Below are 18,987 nucleotides of genomic sequence, written 5' to 3' on the forward strand. Positions count from 1 at the left end.
GTTTTTTTTCGGGGGACAATAATACAAACTTCTGGGAAATCGGCCAGCATCCATGCCCATAGTCAGAAATAAGGTTTCCATCAATAGGTGTCGCAAATTAAACGTCGCAGCCTGTTGCCGGACAAGGGACGGCATATAGCCGTTCCTTTCGTCTCTTTATATTCCGTTTCCTTGCCGCTCTACAGCCTGTCTTCCGTTTGGTGCATCCGGCACATATTGTTTAACCTTAAATCATTAAATTATGTATTTGAACAGATTACAACAGGACGAGGTCTTTGTGCCGGTACAGCTCAGACCTTTGGAAGCATTGACGGGAATGCCCAACAGAAAAGGGATGGAACGGGCCATTGTGAGCAATGGCAAGATCGTGAACGTGGTCTCCAAACGCTATGGGCATATCCCCAATGAACTGTTTTTTGGGAAGGCCGAGAGGCAGATCATCAAAACGGGATTGGCCTACCGTAGGCAGACCATCAACCGATCCGATCGGAGTTTCAGTATGGATTTTATCCTTACCGACAGTTCCCAGTTTTCCGTGGGACACCGGGAGGATACCATACTGCCCATGCTGCGCTTTACCAATTCCTACGATGGGAGCGAACGCACTTCGGGACATTTTGGTTGCTATCGCAAGGTGTGTTCCAATGGACTGCATGTGGCCCAAACGGAGATCGGTTTTTCCATCAAGCACCACAAGCGTTGCGTGAACCTGATCATGCCCGAGCTGGAAGGATTGTTCCGTAAATTCATGGACAATGAATTCTATACCATCTCCGATAGGTTCCATCAATTGATGACCGTGGAGCTATTGGATACCAAGGCCTTTGTAAAAGAGGTGTTGGATCGGACCAAACTCTTTCGCTATGAGTGCAGTGATACCAATGACGATCCCTCCAAAAGGGCCCGTGAGGTCATCGAGATCTTAGATCGTGAAGCCGTGTTATTGGGTACGACTCCCAACCTCTGGTTGGGTTACAATGCCTTCAACTCCGTATTGCACGGTAGCCTCAGACGGAGCTTTTCACGACAGGAACGTTTGGACAAACAACTGTTTGAAACCGTTTGTGAGATGGTCTAAAGGCCATAAAGGGCCGCTCCGGTGCCCATAAACCGGAGATTTTTAAGGGGTTGTTTGTTTTATGAAGTGCTTTGACTTTAGTGGTCGGAGATATCGATTATGGGGGCAGCGTATTATGTTGCTTGGGAAGGGGCGCCTTTTATATGAGGGAATCTCAGACCCTGATATACAGGAGTGGAATTATCCATACGCTTTATTCAAACTTTATACATTTTGAAATGTAGGTGTTATTCCAAGAAGGAGTCTTTTTTATAGGAGTGCACAGGAACATAGGTCTGGATGATATAGGGGGTAATCTTTCGCAAGGTTTTGTCATTGGTCGGATGCAGCCCCGGAGCCGTAAAATATTCAATTTCCCCCTCCTTGTTCTTATGGTACCATAGTAGGGGTTTATCATCCTCCGAAAAGAACTGCGTTGCCATGTTGACTTCCACTTTTTTAAAATGCTTCAGCTTTGTTATATCCATGGGCTCCACCTTGGTTCCAAACGAAGAATAAGGTTTGGAAGTACAGGGGACTTCCACATATAGGGAGTCGGCCCATGCCATGCATTGGTTTTCAGCCTTTTCACCTGTGGGATTTGAATTGTTCCCATATCGTATCCCCATCACGATTGCCAAAACCAAGGAAACGACCACGAGGATGGGTATGGTCCATTTTGTGGCAGGGACCGTTTTTCTTTTTTTTATATAATCGGCATAATTGTCATAGCCTAGATATTTACAGCATAGATCCACACTCTCCGCTTGTGGGGCACCGTACTTCTTTTTTTTGTTGATATACCTGTCATAGGCCCTCTCCAAGGTTTTTGAACTCAAATCACTATGGTCGCTGATGTGACTGGACAATGCAAACCTAGAGTGGGAGGCATGCTCCGTCTTCGCTTTTTCAAAAACCTTCCGAACAATCTCCGCTATATATTTTTCATCCATTGGACTAAAAGTACAAATTTTTAAAAGGCAAATCATACTACTGAACCCCTCCGAACCCTTGGTTTTATTGATGTCTAAAAAATGTCCAATACAAGTCCAACCGCTGTCTGCAATGCAATTGAACACTTCAATTTACTTTGTTGCAGAAAATGGATTCCGCTATGTGTTGCTAACATGGCTTTTCTAGAAAGTTCATTTTTATGGGATGCTGTAATGCGGCCTGAAAGGTCCATTGGAAAGTAACCTAAAGGGTCGCTTACAGTTTCCACTTTCCAAAAATAGCAAAGGAGTACTCCAAAACTCACGGGTGGCTGAAAAGCACCAGCGCTCCGGAAGATTCCGGACGGCCACCTCTTTGTTCAATTTAAAATTTCATAAAAATGAAAAAAGTGTTTTTGGCCTTGATGGCCGTTGTTTTGAATATGTTCCTTTTCTCTTGTTCCACTTCGGATACGGCTGAGATAGCGAGCGAATATGATATGGTCGCTACCGAAGGTGATGACCAAGATCCGACCCCGCCGCCACCTCCACCGCCCCCCGGAGAAGGTGATCAATAAGAATAATTTCATTAATTTGAGCCATGTCCGGAAATCGGGCATGGCTTTTTTAATGAACCACAACTTCTTTATTTTTGAAACGGTACCCATTCCTTGTCATATTGACGATTTTAGTTTCCTGTGCACCGTCCGATAAAGATGGGAAAAGAGATGTTTCGGATAAAAACGACAGTATAAACATTTACTATACCCGCTCTATTGGTAAGGATGTTTCATTGGAAGAAAAGGAGAGAAGTATAGACAGGGCCCTTTTCTTGGCCAGAGATCTGGAAGCGGATTCCATCTTGGGCAAGTTGATGTACAAAAAAAGTTCCTTGCTCTTTCAAGCTGGGGACTACGATAGCTTGGTGGCCCACCATGACAGTTTCCTCACATTGCAATCCCAAGTCGATGGGCCGAAGCTAAAAGCGTCCCAATATTATCTAATGGGATATTATTATGATCAGGTCCGGTCTGATTATAGCAAGGCATTTGAAAATTACAGTGCTGCCAAAAGCCAATTCGAATTGGCGAAGGATAGCAGCTGGACAGGGAAGTGTTTGTTGCTTATGGGGGTGATACAGAAGAACCAAAATGATTTTTTTGGAAGCAAGGAAACCATCACCGAGGCCCTGCAATTTTTAAGGGAATCTCATGACAGTAATGAAATGGTGCAATGTTATGGGCTCTTGGCCACCAACCATAGGAAATTATTGAACTTCGAGGATGCCATATTCTATTATACCAAGGCCATTAAAAATAGTGGATCAATGGAGCACAGGATTGCGTTTGAGAACAATCTTGCCGCCACCTATATTGATGATGGAAGATATGAAGAGGCCATAGTGCTTTTAGAAAAGATTATGGGAAATACAGCCTTGGATTCCACTCCTGTGGTTTATGCAAGGATATTGGACAATCTGTCCTATGCCCAATGGCTTTTGGAAAAAAAGGATGTTGCCCCTTCTTTCCAAAAGGCTCTCCAAATAAGAAAGGAGAAAAAGGATTGGCGTGGGCAATTGGCAAGCTTTACCCATCTAGGTGAGTTTCATATGGAAGATAGGTCCAGTAGGGCCAAGGCCTACTTTGATACCGTTATCCAAGTGGCACAAAAAATCAAAGTGCCAAGGGCAGAGATTGATGCATTGAAATTTCTCATACAGATAAACCCTGAAAATATCAAGCTCCGGGACCGCTACATTTTGTTGCAAGATAGCCTTGATGAACAAGAATTAAAGGTCAAGACCCAATTCGCCAAATACAAATACGACGACAAGCTGAAGCAAGAATCCATCCTGCGATTGGAAAAAGAAAAAGCGGAACAAGCCTTGTTGGCCGCCGAGGAACGCAGTAAGAAAACCATGTCCTACTTGGGTTCCATAGTCCTGTTGTTGGGCCTGAGCTTTGCCATTTATTTTTTTGGTCAACGTACCAAACGTTTAAAAGAGCGAAACAAACTCGCCAAGTTGGAGGCTACCCTCGAAACGGAAGCTGATATGTCCCGACGGCTCCATGATGATTTTGGGGCAGGCCTCAACCAGACCATGCTGATGGTACAGGGGGATATGGATCGGTCTAAGATCTTGGATCGCTTGGATGGACTCTATAACCAAAGCAGGAATTTTTCCAGGGAAGTCAATGAAGTGAGCACGGGAGGCCGATTTAAGGCCGAGTTTTTGGAAATGCTTCGTTTTCGGACCCCAAGTGAGGCGAACCTGTTTGTTACCGGTGTCAAGGATATCAACTGGGGGGAAATGCCCCCATTGTCGCAAAAAGTCCTTTTCAAGGCCATACAGGAACTGATGATCAATATGGGCAAACATAGTAAGGCAAATATGGTCACCATTGGATTCAAACATACCGGAAAAACCATGGTGGTGAAGTATTCCGATAACGGTGTAGGGGCATCCAAGGAGGAACTGAATGCCAAAAATGGGCTTCGGAATACGGAAAAGCGTATTCAGGCCATTGGAGGAACCGTTATTTTTGATTCCGGTAAGGGTGAGGGCTTTACTGCCCATATCACGATTCCGTTTTAAAAAAAACTACTATGTTCAAAAAAGTATTGATTGCCGAGGATTTTCAGGACACCAATCAGGGGATTTCTGAAATGTTGCGGGATACCTTGCATATTCCCGTGCTACAGGATGAACTCTATTGTGATAAGGCATACAACCGTTTAAAATATGCTGCAACCAAAAATGAACCTTTTGAATTATTGATCACAGATCTGTTTTTTAAAGGTGATCATGTACAGCGGAGACTTACTTCGGGACTTCAACTGATAGCGGCCGCTAGGGCCCTTCAGCCCAACTTAAAGGTCATCGTGAACTCCATGGAGGACAACCCGGTCACGGTCAATTCACTTTTCAAGGAAGAAAAGATCAATGGTTATGTATGCAAGGGACGTCACGGACTTACCGAATTGGTAAATGCTGTTCGGGAAGTCTATCATAACCGTACCTATGTGTCCCCTGGCATCGATTTGAATGTTTCCAACAATGTGTTTGAACTCGAAGAGTTTGACCTGATGATACTTCAAAGCTTGGCGGAAGGGCTTACCAAAAAGGAGATTTCGGAAAAGTTCAAAAAGGAGGATATCACCCCCAATAGTGAAAGTACCATAGACAAAAGGGTCAGTAAAATGTTCGATGAATTCGGGGCCAAGAACACCAATCATTTGATCGCCAAAATGATCCGGGAGGAAAAAATCTGATTTTTAGTTTATTGGTAAGCCTTTGAATTTCCCTTGCAGATATCTGTAAGGTTACTTTTTCATAAGGCTGTAATATTGAAGCAATCAAACCAATACCGATGAAGTCCTCACTTAATTTATACACAACCATAGCATCTCAACATATATCTACGACAACTTCAAGCATCAGCAAGGTGGGCCTAAAATTCAGGATATTGGTTCTGATTACGGTTTTTCTATGTCTTTTGATACCAAAACAGACACACGCCCAAAATGATGGTGCAGCGATTGCAGGTGCCGTGGGAGCATTGGCTTTGGTTGGAGCTGGTGTGGCAGCAGTTGAACAAATGAAGGAGAGAGCAGAGCTCACCGCAACACAATGGGTATTGTCCAACCATCCAGAAATGTCCAGCTTTTCTTTAAAAACAGTTGACTTTGATGGCAAAAAAGTAAAGGACATGTCACCTGCATCCGTTATAACTTTCAAGATTCAAGAATTTGAACCGGAGGACAATCCTGCTTTGAACGGTAAAAAATATGTACTTCTCGGGTTCACCAGTCATGGATGGATCAATGAATATGGCATTGATTTTAACAAGGTCAAGTGGTTTATGATCAACAGATCGGAATGGACAAAAATGATGGTGGCCTACGTAAAGGTTGCCTCTGGAGTAACCTCCGACTTGGAAAGCGATATTATGAATGGAAAGATTGTCAATAGAGGCGTCAGGGTTAAAGGAAAGAGTATGATTCCATTTTATAAAATGGAAGGAGATATGTATGTCGTAACGGATTATTCCAACGAAATGAAATTTGTTTATAATGAAAGGTCCTTAGGTATTTTCTTGAAAGATACCCGTGACCTTGTACAAATAAAAAGAGGTAGCCTAATAGAACTCCATGATTTCTTTTATGAGGAGAATTGATATACTATTACACACTGACCATTGCAATGGTAATGTAGGTTAGTTCAGCCTACTGTACATGAATTGCACAACTTGACATTCCCTTACAGATTTCTGTAAGGGAATGATGTTTTATAGGGCTAGGTTTATCATAAAATCAGTAATGGTCGATATGGCAGTAAAACACATACCTACAGGAGAAGTACATAAGGGGTATAAAGTAAGCATTACGGGATGTGGATTTGATATGCGTGCAAATCCCGATCATTGGGAAGATACCACTGAGTCAATTACCTGTAAAAAAAATGGGTGTAAAAACTAATCGTTTGAAGCATGGGGTGCTTTTTGATCTCATATGACCTGGGGGCCGCGAATAATGACCATCGGCCCTTGATCGAAGAAATTCAAAAAATTGGAAACACTTGGCAATGTCTGGATTCGTTGTGGGTTGTGAAATCCAATGAAACTTCTGGTTTACTGAAGGAGCGGCTTGCCAAACATCTAAATGGAGATGATAAACTCCTTGTCGTCGGAATAAAACGTCATGGAGCCTCATATAATCTTAATAAGGATTGTAGCGATTTGTTATCAAAAAAAATATAGGAACATGGAACTTCAGAACCATCTTAAGGTATTAGCGGAAAAAGTAATCAAGCTCAAAGAGCAAATCGATACCGAGGAATCCACCAAACATGCCTTTGTGTTGCCATTCATCAATTTATTGGGGTACGACACCTTCAACCCTACCGAGGTAGTACCTGAATTTACCGCAGACCTGGGATTGAAAAAGGGGGAAAAGGTAGATTATGCGATTTTTCAGCATGGTGAACCCATAATCATCATCGAGTGTAAGAACTGGAAAGAAAAGTTGAACGCCCACAACTCTCAATTGTTCCGTTATTTCCATACTACGAAAACTCGTTTTGCCCTGTTGACCAACGGTATAGAATATCAATTTTTCACCGATTTGGAATCGGCCAATAAAATGGACGAAAAACCCTTTTTAGAGTTCGATATCACCCAGTTAAAGGAGAATGTGGTCAATGAGATTGCCAAGTTCCACAAAACGAACTTTAACGTGGATGAGATAGTGGACAACGCGAGCTCCCTTAAATATACCAAGGAAATCAAAAAACTCATTGGCGAAGAACTGCAAGCGCCAAGCTATGATTTTGTCAGGCTCTTCGCATCACGGATCTATACTGGCCGGCTTACTGAAAAGGTAATGGGGGAATTCACCGATTTGGTAAGCAAGGCCTTTATCCAGACCATTAGCGAAAAGGTGAACGATCGCTTGAATTCAGCGCTTCATAAGGAAGCGGAAAAACAACAGGAAGAGGACAAGGAGCCGGAAAAGGTGAGTAAAGTCGACACCACGGAGGAGGAACTGGAAGGGTACCGAATCGTAGTGGCCATTTTGCGCAGGAAACTCTCGGTCGATCGTATTGTACATCGGGATACACAATCCTATTTTGGAATACTCTTGGATGATAACAACCGTAAGCCATTATGCCGTCTTCATTTGAACGGTGGGAATAAATATTTAGGTGTTTTTGACGATAACAAACGGGAGACCAGACATTCAATTGAAACCGTTGATGACATCTATCAATTTGAAGACCTATTGTTGAAAACAGTGGATTTCTATGAGGATGACTAAAATTTTGTCTCTACTATTACTTTTTTGGGTAATTACTGGTTTCAATCTTGTTTCAAATGTTGAGACCAAAGTCTTTATCTGTAAAGGCAAGAGCAGTAAACGGTATCATTATGACAAACATTGCAGGGGTTTGTCCAATTGCTCGACCAAGACTTTTGAAGTGAGCTTGTCAGAGGCCAAGGATTTGGGCAGGACCTTGTGTGGCTGGGAAGATTAATGTGCTTTCCAGTTGATCCGGAATTTTAATAGGACCGGTAGATGATCGGATAATTTACGGGCCCGTTTTAACTCTTCGCAAAACCTCACAAAATCAATAACTTTTCCTTCCGTCTTGTAAATATCCTGGGAATAAAAAATATTGTCGATAGGGTAGTTGAGGTAATCATTGTTATCACATTTTCTTTTTAAAGTGGTCTTTGCATTGGATACGGCTGCTTTAAAACCATTATATTTTAAGGAATCAAAAACAGGCATTTTTTCTTCAACATTAAAATCGCCAGCAATGATCAATGGAGTTTCTAGTGAATCAACGACAAAATTGGAAATTGCGATGATTTCACTTTCAGGGTCTTTGTTATAAGGCCTGGAATGAAAATTGACCAGAGTGAATTTTTTTCCTTCTACATATAAATCCAATAAAAATGGCTCTCGGTCTACCAACGAATCTAGTTCTGAGATAAGCCAACCTCGATTTTTTATTTTTATGTTTTTGGTCTTCCAAACAATGGCATAACGCTCGGTAACATATTTCGGACTGTTGGTAGGGTCACTGATGACATAGTCCCATTTTGCTCCTTTTCGGTTCAATATATCGGCAAGCTTGGCAACAGCTTGGGCACCTCCATAGCCTGCAACTACTTCTTGGATGGCAACTATATCCACATCCCTAACGATTTCTGCAATTTCATTCAGTTCTTCGGTGTTTTTGGTTCGCCCAAAATCTTGGATGTTCCAGGATACTAGTTGAATTTCTTCAGTTTGGGCAAAAACGACACATTGGAAGCATATCAATACAAGGAAAGATATCTTTTGTAACATAAGGTTGATTGGATTTTGGAATTGGAAAATAAGCATAAATGGACAAAGGGCGATTACGGAAAAACGTAAGGTAGAAAAAGGTGTTCCATGTAATTTCGGACTACCTAAAGATTAATAAATAAAACCATAGTCCCATGAAAAATTTTAAACTACCACTTATTTGTGCCATCGTTTCCTTGTCAAATGTTGCTTGTAGTGAGGAATCTGTTACCGATGAATTTGAAAATGCCAATGGAAATGTAGAGGAGAAGTTGATCCGCAGTGTTTCGTATATCTCTCCGGAAAAGCCGGAAGATAATAGAACGATCGGTTTCTCCTACAATAATGATGGTAGTTTGAATACGGTCTCCGATGGGACCGATACGAGCATCTTTTTGTATGAGAACAGTGAATTGAAAACGATTACCGGCTCCAATGATAACCTTAATACGGAAGAACTATATCAGTCTCCCTATGATGCCTTTGATATAGGTCAGGTGGTTTCCTACGATGATAATGGAAATCCAGAAGTGATTGAGTTTTTTGAAGAAGAATGGGATGAAGACTTTGGGGAGTATATCGCTAAAGTGTATACGGCAAACTTGGAGTACGATGATGCTCCCAATCCTTTTTATTATACCATGAAATCTGGGGGATTGATAGATATGCTGGACAATGTGCAACTCAACTTTTCAATGACACCGCAGTCCTCGGAAATTGTACAGGCCAGGTTATTGTTTCCGGTAAACAATCTTTCACAGATAGTTTATAAGAATGAAGAAGGGGAGACAGTGTATTCCATTAATGCAAACTTTGATTATGACGAAGATAATTATCCAACTTCCGCAGATATCACTGCGGTTTCTGTAATGGATTCCGACCAAGGGGTGGTGTCATTGACTTTCACCTACCTGGATTAAAGAAAGACAGGCGGCTTTTCCTGAACGCACAGTGATAACGAAGAAAACATGATCCATATACTATGAGAAAATTTATTTTGGTTGTTCTCGCTGTACTTTTTTCCGTGGGAATAGAGGCTCAGTCCTGCGAAGAGATGATGGATTTTGTGAAATCGAAGAGTTATGGGAGCACTTACAGTAGTTACAACAGTAATGCTATCTCCAGGGTTACATTCTACAGTGTATATGTGTATAAAACGTACTATTTTGCAATCGTATGCTTTAAAAGAAAATATTAGTGGTGCGAATTGAAAATCCATATGGCCTTTAGCGTTGGCTTTTCGTTCTTTTCATTATCAAACTTCCAATTAATCCAATCCCGACAATGACGTCTACGATGTTCCAAATTTCTCTTCCAAGTGCTATTTTAAAAAATGCTTGAAAGAGTAGGGCAAGTCCACCGTAAATAATCATTTCTGTTTTCTGATTCTGTTCATTTGCTTTGTATGCTAAAATTCCGAAACCAATTAGGGCAACAAAACGGACAAATTGATAAAATCCGTAGGGCATATCCAACAGGCACAAAAACATCAGAATTGATAAAGCAATTTTTATCAAAACTTCACTATTCTTCATTTCTGTCTTTAAGGTTATCAAAAATGTCATCATCAATTTCACTTATCAACTCAAATTCATTTGATATATGAGTGTCAAAAAAGTCGTCTTGTAACCTTGATAAGTATGAATCAGTAATAATATCTTGTTCCAAATAGTCTTCAAAATCTGGATGTTTTTCAAGAATTGGCTCGTTGTCAATTTTCAGCTTTGAACGAATAACTTTAAAAAACTTGATTTCGCTGTATTCAACTTTATCGTCTGCTTTAATTGTGTCAATTGCAACTTCGATAAGTTTCAGTTCATTTGCTTCTGTTAATTCAGTAGTTGTAAGCTCATTGAAATAATCTTTTAAAAATTGTTGACCGTCTTTATTGATAGCAAGTAACAAAGTGTCTAATTCGGCATTGATGTCAATTTCTCCAAAGGTTTTACGTTCCTTTTGTAATTGCTTAATAAGTTTGACCTCACGTTTGTCAATATCGCCATCACAAGCCATACACGAAAAAGCAGTCTTTAGCAATAGTTTATTGAAATGTAATGTTTCCATATCTAATTGTTTTTAAAACCGATTCTTGGTCGGTCATTATTATTTTCTGATAATCCTTCCATTTTCGCTCTTATAGCGATATAGCTGTGCAATTCATCTAGTTTAATTGAAGGCTTATTGTTGTTTATGGTATCAAGTAAAATTTCCTTGGAAATTCTTGATTTCATTTTAAGTGCTTTTCTCGAAGCTTCATCACAAAGGAATTTTATATCACTTGAAACGTAGTTTTCTGTTGCTTTTGCAAGTTCAGAATAGTTTAAACCAACTTCTCTTGGTCTTTTTTCCAAGTAAAGTTTAAACATTAACTCACGAGCTTCAAGGTCAGGTGGTGGCAAATAAATTACTTTGTCCAATCTTCCTGCTCTCAAAATAGCTGGGTCAATTGAATTAGGTCTGTTGGTTGCTCCGATAATAAAAATGCCATCATCTCCGCAATTATTCATTTGTGCTAAAAACTCATTTACAGCACTTGTATTCATATGATTTAAATTCGAGTTGTCACGATTAGGAACAACTGCATCTAATTCATCAATGAAAATGATACTTGGTGCATTTTCACGAGCTTCATCAAAAAGGTTCTTGATTTTTTCCTGTGATTCGTTTACATACTTACTCTGAATATCAGATGGCTTTAACTGATAGAAATTAAAACCTATTTCTTCTGCCATTCGTTCTGCAAAAAACGTTTTACCACAACCTGGTGGGCCATAAAGCAAAATTCCGTTTGGAATGGTCAAGCCATACTCTGCATAATGTTCCTTTTCGTTTAAAGCATCAATTACATCAAGTTGGATAGTGTCTTTCAGTTCTTGCATTCCTGCAATTGCTGTAAATCCTTTTCCTTTCTTTATTTCCTTAAGTTTCGGTTTAGATACTTCTTGCGGTGATGAAAGCTGTTGCACTTCCATTTCTCCGTTTATTGCTTTTATGAAGCTTTTGACACTATTAAAACGACCTTCAGCATTTGGCTGTAAGGCTTTGGTGATTATGTTTTGGGTTTGTTGGTCTGTAACTGTCGAAAACTTTAAAGGCTTTTTCCTTTCTTCGATAACGGCATCCTCTAACTTTATTGAATCTGCTTTGTATTTTGAAATTTCAACAAACCAAGGTGGTAATCCTTCCAACAAGTGATAATATAATGCGCCAACCGAAAACACATCACTTTGAACTGAAAATACTTTGTTGAACGCTTCATTGGCTTGGTAAAATGGATTTAAACCTTCCTTTAAAAAGTCCTTGTTTGATTGGCTTAAAAAACGAGCATATCCAAAGTCAATGATTTTAGGAATCGTAACACTGCCTGATAAATCCAACATTACATTCAAGTTTGTAATGTCGTTGTGGATAATTGGATTTTGAAGAGAATGTAAATAGTTCAATCCGTTTAAAACGCCTGAAATGATGTTTTTAGCTTCATAAGGCTTAATGGTTTGTTCTCTTTTTAATTTGTCTGCCAAGGTTTCACCACTGATGAAATCAAGAATTGCGTAAGTGTATTTTTGACCATCTAAAAGAAGTTCACCTCTATCACAGTATTTAACCAAATTTGGATGCTTGATGCTTTTTAAAACCTGAATCTCTAAAACATCACCATTTGCATCAAATTGAGTTCTGTCTAATTTTGAATACGCAAACAGCTTCAATAATTTGGTCTTTCCTTCTTGGTCTTTTACACGATAAGTTTCGGCATAGCTTCCTGTTTTAAGAAAGAAAGTCACTTTGAACTGCTCGTTAATTGATTGCCCTTTGGATAATATGGGACTATGCTTACTCATTTAGAACGCTTCATTTGGGTTACTAGGTCGAGTGCTGAAATTTCCATTTTCTTGTAAAATCAGCTCATATTCTAAAATATTATTGCTCAAAGATTGAGGGTCATCCTTTCCAAAACTTTCGTTGGTAATAAAACCACCTTTCATTTCACCGCCTTTCATTTCTTTTTCAGGATTCCAACCCTTACCGTAGTAAAAAAATGTTTGGTAAGTACCATTTGGAAATGAGAACGTAAAACTGCTCCCTGAATTAATGTAGGCATGTCTAACAACTTTATCATTCTTTTTTATGGTAACAATTACATCAGAGTTACTCGTTCTTACTTTTATTTGTGAACAGCCGTAATCATTACAAGTTGAATTTCCACCATAATAACGGGAATATGGCGTAGCTCCTGTACTCAAAGAATTGTTGATATACTTATCATAGATGGCTTTTTCTTTCCTTTCCTTTTCAAGACGTTCTTCTCTGGCAATACGCTCTTCTTCCTCACGCTTTTCTTGCTCAATGCGTTCTTGCTCTAATTGAAATGCACGTTCAGCTTCTTCTGCTTTTCGCTTTTCTTCCAATTCAATTCTTTGCTGTTCTTCACTTGCTAAACGCTGTTTTCTTTCTGCATCACTTTCACAAGAATAAATAATTATAGTTAAAGAAAAGAGCGGTAGAAGTAATATAGTTCTTAATCTCATATCCTTATCTTTTTAACCAACCAATACAGCATCATCGCCACTTGGTCGTTCATCATTTGGTAATAAGTCAATTAGTGAAATGACAACTGGATGTAGTTCATCTACAGTTGGGTTCTCTCCAATAACTTGTAATCCTTTGTTTAAAAGTGTTCTTGCCCTACCGCTATCTTTCCAATGGAATGAGCCGAAATTCTCGTTATGGCTTCTTATAAATCCTATTAACTGATAAATGAATGTCAGTTTAATAAAGAAACCTTCGATTTCCTCTAATAGAACATTTCCAAGTTTTACATCTTTAGCACGAATTACTTCATCCAATTGTGAACGGAACTGATTGACAACTTGCGTAGTTTTTTCGTTACCTAAATCATTATTTACTTTTTCTAGGTGATAAAACTCTTCTTTTAAAGTTTCTTCTAATTTTGGCCATTCGGTGGTGTCGTTGAGTTCATCAATTGTTTTTAAAGACTTTCTCAAATTGGTTAAGACTTCCAGTTTGCCGTCAACATCATTTTTGTTATTCTCAAACGACTTTTCTATTTGCTCCAATTCTGCTTCAACTTTGGCTAATTGATCATTATCAGAATTACCATCTTCTTTCAATTCTGCAATGCTTCCTTTTGCTTTTCTAATTTCATTTGCCAACCAAGTTGTCTCAATGGATGAAACTGTTCTTTCGACTGTTGCTTCATAGGTAAAATCTAAATAAGGAAAGAAGGCTGTAACAGTGATTTTTTCTGATCTATCCACATTGACAGTCAAATCAACATCACTATTTTCAGGCAAAAGCGAAGGTAAATCAGCTCCACTGATGATTATATCAGTAACGTGTTCGTTGTAAATCGCTCTTGTGCCTTCTGCTTTATGCTCGCCTTCGTAAACTGGGATTTTAATGAAGTCGGAATCCATTCCTGGACGAATTTGTTTTTGGGTCTTCAATCCATTTTTTGTTCCAACTGCGGGTATAGATTGATTTTTCTCTAAATTTTTGATGGTAGTAAAGATGATCTTCCCTGTTGACTTACTTTTTATCTCAATCCCAATATTGTATGCTAGTGTTGCACTTCCAATTTTAGAACCCTGAATCACACTGAAACTTGATGGCTCACTTTCTAAAATATTTCCTTTGTCGTCAAACAGAACCACTTCAAAAAGGTTAGTTTTTCCTTCATTGAGTTGAATTTCTACAACTTCACCAATCGTATTAATTTCAACTTTTCCGCTTGACCAAGCTTTGTCCCCTCTGGTAACTTCTGCAAATACTTTTTCAGGAATCTCTCCTTCTGTTTTGTCAGCCAAAATCTTGATAGGGACAAATTCTTCGGTTTCCACCGTTGATGATTCATTGGCTATTTCCAATTGAATCTTTGTTTTGTCTCTGGTTTGCTCTCTTACTTCTTCTGAAACATCCACCGTTGATGCATACAAGGCTGCACCTTTTGAAACCACCGTCATTGGATCGGCACTTGTGTCTGGTTTGCAGATTTGTTCTTCCAACATTTTTCTCAAAACTGGTGAAAACGTTGGGCCACCAACAAGAATTAAAGAATCTAATGAAGAACCTTTAAGGTTGTTTCTTTCCAATAGACTTAAACTAACATCAATTGCTTTTTGGAAAACGGGCGAAACCGCTCTGGCAATGTCATTTTGAGTTACGGTAATGTCTAATTCAAATTCTTCGCCTTCATCGTCTTCTCCGGGAATATCTCCCAAATCAGACAAGATATTATGAGTATCATTGAATGAAAGCTTGATTTTAGTTTCTTCTGCATAAAATTTCATTGCATTACGCAGAATTTGCTTTTTTGTATCATCCGCCAAAATGGAATCAATCACAAAGGTTTCTTGAATGTAAGGCAAGATAATTTCATCGACAATTGCGAAGTCTAAGTTTTTACCACCAAGATAATTATCGCCTTCGGTGTCAATCACTTTCATTATTCCTTCTTCAACTTTTAAAAGTGCTGCATCAAAAGTTCCTCCTCCGAAATCGAATACTAACCAAAAACCGTCTTTTTTATTGGAATCTAAACCGTAAGCCATTGAAGCTGCAACAGGCTCTTGCAACAATTCAATATGATTGAACCCTGCTAATTTTGCAGCTTCTCTCGTTGCTTCTTTTTGGTTGTTTTTAAAGGCTGCTGGAACAGTGATAACAATGGAATTGACATTTTCATCTTTCACGAAAGACTTCAGGGTTTTCAAAACTTCTGCTGACAATTCTTCTGAAGTCAAATCCTTTTCAAAATTAGAACTCGGGTACTTTTTATCAGTTCCCATAGTCCTTTTGAATTCAATGAAAGCATTATCATCTTCTGAATCCCAACTCTTCATTGCATTCAGCTTCTGTCTTTTCAGAGCATTATAAGCAGTTTGCCCAATTTGGATTGCTTTTTTCTTGTTGATATAAACACAAGAGGGCATTGTGTCTGCTTGCATATCCGTTTTTTTAATGGTTGCTTCTCCATTTTCCATTCTTGAAATAGCGGAATTCGTTGTTCCTAAATCAATTCCGTAGTCAATTTTAGTTCTTGCCATTGTTTAATGTTTTTTGTTCTCCTACGCTAACTTCAATTTGAGCAGCTTGTATCATTGCTCCTTTAAAGTTCACTTGTGGTTTTATGATTCGTGTAATAATTTGTTTTCCCGTTTCTAAATCTTCGCTTGGGACGAAGTTTGCGGATACTTTCATACCGTCATTGTATTCTTTTCCTAGCATATCTACTAGTTCATAGCCATTGGATGCAAAATTGTCTTGAATCCGTTGTACAGAAGAATTTAACTGTTTAAGACCCTTGGTGCTTTCATTCATTCTGCCCAAATTCTTTTGAATTCTAATAATCTCATCTGCCACTTTTAAAGCCAAGGAGTGGTCGGCTTTTTCGTTGGAAGCAACTGGCTGTGATTTAGCCGCTTCTTGTTGAAGTTTTAGTTGTGTTTCCAAAACTTCTACCAATTTGTTATCCAATTTCACACTTTCTTCTTCAAGTGAAGCTTTGGTATTTCTGATTTGGGTTTCGACATCTGTCTTGCTTGACTTAATGCGCTTGCCTAATAACCAATAAACCAAACCACCTAAAAGAAGCGTTAACAAGGTGGCAATAATCCAATACAAGCGGTTTTTCTCTACACTACTATCCAACTGGGCTATTTGAGTGTCCGCTTTTTGTCCTGTTTCTTGGATTTTAGTTCCAAGCTCTTTCGAATTGGTTACAATGTTTTGGCTGTTGGTTTGGATTAGTTGGCTTAAACTATCTATGGATGCATTGAGATTGGTATTTTGCTCCTGCAAAGCTGAGATAGTCTGGCTCTGCTTTCCAATTGTATAATTTTGATCGTTTAGCTTTTTAGTCAAAGCATCTATCTCTTGCCGTTGCTGAAATACATTGTCTTTTATGGTTGGTATTTCTTGAACCAAAGTTGAATCTTGTTGCTGTTGAGCAAAAAGATTAGTGGCTCCAAAAAAGAGCGATATAAATAAAATTTTCTTCATAGTTAATATTTTGCTGCTGAAAGCTCCATTTTTAGTTTGTAAATTTTTTCTTCCTGAGTTTGGATATGTTTTTTCTTCTCGTCTTTTGATCGCTGAGTTAGCTTGTCAATTTTAGTCTGTTGTGCTTGAATTTGACTTTGCTTTTCAGAGCTTCCTCTAAACAATTTAAATTTTTGAATTTCGCTCATTTCGTTTTTGGCAGACCTGATTTCGGATTCGTAGTAATCAGTTTGATTTATCTCCCTTAGTTTCTTTTCTGCACTAGCTATTTCTTTCTCTAACCTTTCAGATGGTGCTAAATCGATTGTGTACTTTTTAGTGTGTATCAAATATTCATCTACATAAACCTCAATGCGGTGTTCTCCTAATTCGTAAGTGCATTTTTCTGAATTTCCCCACCCTGGGAGATTTAGAGTTTTTGTTTGAATATTAAGAGTTGTGTCGGTTTGAATAGTATAGTTTAAGGGAGTTAAATTCTTATTCAGCTTTGTTTTTCCGCTTGGATTAACATATTTAACGTATAAAGAAATGGACGAACTTTCTGTTACCTCTATATCTAATTTTAAACCTATATATCTTATAAATTTGGTATATAGTGGTTTATCAATTAAGACATTCTTTGAATCTGTTATTTGAACCTTTGAAGAAACTATTTTAAAAGAGAGTTTAGGTGGTATTCCTTTGTAATTTTCAATAACTCTGTTTATCAATGAGTTACTTTGAGAGTACTCTTTAAGCCAATAAGCTAATTCTACAAATTCAGATTTAAGTTCGTTATTGGAACTTGCTTTAATTCTTTCTAAACTCTCATCGGGTAAAATTTCTTTTAGTAAATCATTTACTTTATCCCAATCAATAGAATTCTTGATGTTATCTTCAACAGCAGACTGGTTAATAGTTCTGTGACCAAGTCTTATCAAAGGGTCACTTTCTTTAAGCTCTTTAACTTGTTCTCTTATTTTTTGCTCATTAGTTTCATAAGCATCTTTCACGGATTGTAATAAGGCAATTGCTTGTGCAACCTCTCGGTCTTTCATTTCTTCAAGAGTGGCAAGACTGTCTTTTGCCCTATCCCTTGTTAACTTTCCAACTGCAATTGACAACGCTGTCTCATTTAATTCCTGGGCTTGTTTTAAGAAATCTTCACTCGAATCATTTTCTTGACTTTCATTGAAATAGTCAATACCACATTGCATTATTTCATTTCCCAATTGGTCTGCAATTGCCATGTATATTAAGTCGCTAGTGCCTAGTAATGATTTGAGAAGTGATAAATCGTCTTTTGTGTTTGTAAATAGTCTTGAACCGAATTCATAAGCCTTGCCCTTGTCTGCCTTTCTTTTCTTTTTACAACTCTCAATTTGTCTTTCGATTTTATGTAATGGTTCTTCTGTAAACTTTTTGGAAAGATACTTTTGAGTAGTTCCGTTGCATCCGCTAAACAATTGCAATGTTTCCGAACTTGAAAACTGATTTTTTAATTGCGTCAGCAATTCATCAATCAATTTTTCAGATTGTTTTTGATTGTCAATTGTATAAGTTTCATCTGCAACAGAATGTACGAAGCTTTCAAAATAGTCCGATTCAATCAGTTTGATTTTAGCTTCAATGCCTGTCTTAATATCTGATTTTTTCCTGCTCAAAAGTTTGTAGGTTCCCAAATTGTTGAAGGCAGAGAAATTTTTGGAATTAACATCCTTGTCGGTTGTTACCTTTTCCCAAATTTCAAGTGCTTTATCTTCATCACCATTTTTCAGATATTCAATTGCGGTGTTGTCAAATGGACTGGCATTTAAAAACCAAAACAGGGCATAGTTTACTTTGTCTTGGTTTTGCTCAACATTTGAAAATGCTTTGATAACAGAATCTTCCGTTCTGTCAATTCTCCCGAGAATTTGAAAGTCAAAATCAGTTTTGATTTCTTTACCAACCTTTGTGTAGGCTTTGATTTTTCCTTTTTGCTTTTCAAGTTCCTTTGTCGTTGCGTTTGAGAGAATACCCGCAATCCGATAAGGGTTATTTTTTATTAACTCCATATTTTTTCGGTTGGCTTTAAGTTTCTAAAAATAATTCTCATTCTATTTCTTCTATTACGGTTTTACGTATTCTGATCAATTTTTGGTCGAGTGTTGGCTTTGAACACTC

Annotated in this window: 16 protein-coding genes; 7 read left to right on the top strand and 9 right to left on the bottom strand. The window is 38.4% G+C overall.

Going from position 1 to position 18,987, the window contains the following annotated elements:
• The first annotated feature begins 241 nt into the window (after positions 1-241).
• A complete protein-coding gene (locus AC13CS_RS11490) occupies positions 242-1,078 on the top strand; it encodes a DUF932 domain-containing protein (protein WP_293167373.1) in 837 nt (278 codons plus the stop codon).
• Between the two features lie 227 nt (positions 1,079-1,305).
• Here AC13CS_RS11490 and AC13CS_RS11495 read toward each other — a convergent pair whose 3' ends face one another.
• Complete coding sequence (locus tag AC13CS_RS11495) at positions 1,306-2,010, bottom strand: hypothetical protein (RefSeq protein ID WP_293167371.1); 705 nt, start codon at positions 2,008-2,010, stop codon at positions 1,306-1,308.
• 380 nt (positions 2,011-2,390) lie between these two features.
• Here AC13CS_RS11495 and AC13CS_RS11500 point away from each other — a divergent pair, with 380 nt between their 5' ends.
• The 5 genes from AC13CS_RS11500 to AC13CS_RS11520 all read left to right on the top strand — a co-directional run bounded on the left by AC13CS_RS11500 (position 2,391) and on the right by AC13CS_RS11520 (position 7,806).
• Complete coding sequence (locus AC13CS_RS11500; RefSeq protein ID WP_293167369.1) at positions 2,391-2,567, top strand: hypothetical protein; 177 nt, start codon at positions 2,391-2,393, stop codon at positions 2,565-2,567.
• A gap of 74 nt (positions 2,568-2,641) precedes the next feature.
• Complete coding sequence (locus AC13CS_RS11505) at positions 2,642-4,585, top strand: hypothetical protein (RefSeq protein WP_293167367.1); 1,944 nt, start codon at positions 2,642-2,644, stop codon at positions 4,583-4,585.
• 11 nt (positions 4,586-4,596) lie between these two features.
• Positions 4,597-5,262 (top strand): helix-turn-helix domain-containing protein, encoded by a 666-nt coding sequence (locus tag AC13CS_RS11510; RefSeq protein ID WP_293167365.1) that lies wholly within the window; start codon positions 4,597-4,599, stop codon positions 5,260-5,262.
• 98 nt (positions 5,263-5,360) lie between these two features.
• Positions 5,361-6,167, top strand: a complete 807-nt coding sequence (locus AC13CS_RS11515) for a hypothetical protein (RefSeq protein ID WP_293167363.1) — start codon at positions 5,361-5,363, stop codon at positions 6,165-6,167.
• Positions 6,168-6,753: 586 nt separating this feature from the next.
• Entirely contained in the window at positions 6,754-7,806 is a 1,053-nt protein-coding gene (locus AC13CS_RS11520) for a type I restriction endonuclease (RefSeq protein ID WP_293167359.1), read from the top strand.
• A 213-nt stretch (positions 7,807-8,019) separates the two neighbouring features.
• On the opposite strand, the gene AC13CS_RS11525 is transcribed toward AC13CS_RS11520, so the two are convergent.
• Positions 8,020-8,844 carry an endonuclease/exonuclease/phosphatase family protein gene (locus AC13CS_RS11525; RefSeq protein ID WP_293167357.1) on the bottom strand — a complete coding sequence of 275 codons (825 nt, stop codon included), beginning with the start codon at positions 8,842-8,844 and terminating at the stop codon, positions 8,020-8,022.
• 134 nt (positions 8,845-8,978) lie between these two features.
• Between AC13CS_RS11525 and AC13CS_RS11530 the strand changes: the two genes are divergently transcribed.
• The gene (locus AC13CS_RS11530) at positions 8,979-9,743 is read left to right on the top strand and encodes a hypothetical protein (RefSeq protein WP_293167355.1); all 765 of its coding nucleotides are present in this window, start codon (positions 8,979-8,981) and stop codon (positions 9,741-9,743) included.
• A 306-nt stretch (positions 9,744-10,049) separates the two neighbouring features.
• Here the strand turns inward: AC13CS_RS11530 and AC13CS_RS11535 are convergent, their stop codons facing one another.
• From AC13CS_RS11535 to AC13CS_RS11565, 7 genes are read right to left on the bottom strand one after another with little or no spacing between them, the layout of a single operon-like run.
• Positions 10,050-10,358 carry a DUF6804 family protein gene (locus AC13CS_RS11535; protein WP_293167353.1) on the bottom strand — a complete coding sequence of 103 codons (309 nt, stop codon included), beginning with the start codon at positions 10,356-10,358 and terminating at the stop codon, positions 10,050-10,052.
• The gene (locus tag AC13CS_RS11540) at positions 10,348-10,887 is read right to left on the bottom strand and encodes a hypothetical protein (RefSeq protein ID WP_213521600.1); all 540 of its coding nucleotides are present in this window, start codon (positions 10,885-10,887) and stop codon (positions 10,348-10,350) included. Before AC13CS_RS11540 ends, AC13CS_RS11535 begins: the two co-directional genes overlap by 11 nt.
• Positions 10,888-10,889: 2 nt before the next feature.
• Positions 10,890-12,662, bottom strand: a complete 1,773-nt coding sequence (locus tag AC13CS_RS11545) for an AAA family ATPase (protein WP_293167350.1) — start codon at positions 12,660-12,662, stop codon at positions 10,890-10,892.
• A complete protein-coding gene (locus AC13CS_RS11550; protein WP_293167348.1) occupies positions 12,663-13,349 on the bottom strand; it encodes a hypothetical protein in 687 nt (228 codons plus the stop codon). It lies immediately after the preceding gene.
• A gap of 12 nt (positions 13,350-13,361) precedes the next feature.
• Positions 13,362-15,887, bottom strand: a complete 2,526-nt coding sequence (locus AC13CS_RS11555) for an Hsp70 family protein (protein ID WP_293167346.1) — start codon at positions 15,885-15,887, stop codon at positions 13,362-13,364.
• Positions 15,874-16,842, bottom strand: coding sequence for a hypothetical protein (locus AC13CS_RS11560; RefSeq protein ID WP_293167344.1), 969 nt, complete (start codon positions 16,840-16,842; stop codon positions 15,874-15,876). Before AC13CS_RS11560 ends, AC13CS_RS11555 begins: the two co-directional genes overlap by 14 nt.
• Positions 16,843-16,844: 2 nt before the next feature.
• Positions 16,845-18,878, bottom strand: coding sequence for a hypothetical protein (locus AC13CS_RS11565; protein ID WP_293167342.1), 2,034 nt, complete (start codon positions 18,876-18,878; stop codon positions 16,845-16,847).
• Positions 18,879-18,987 lie beyond the last annotated feature (109 nt).

It is taken from the genome of Flagellimonas sp. B-3 (assembly GCF_056857835.1).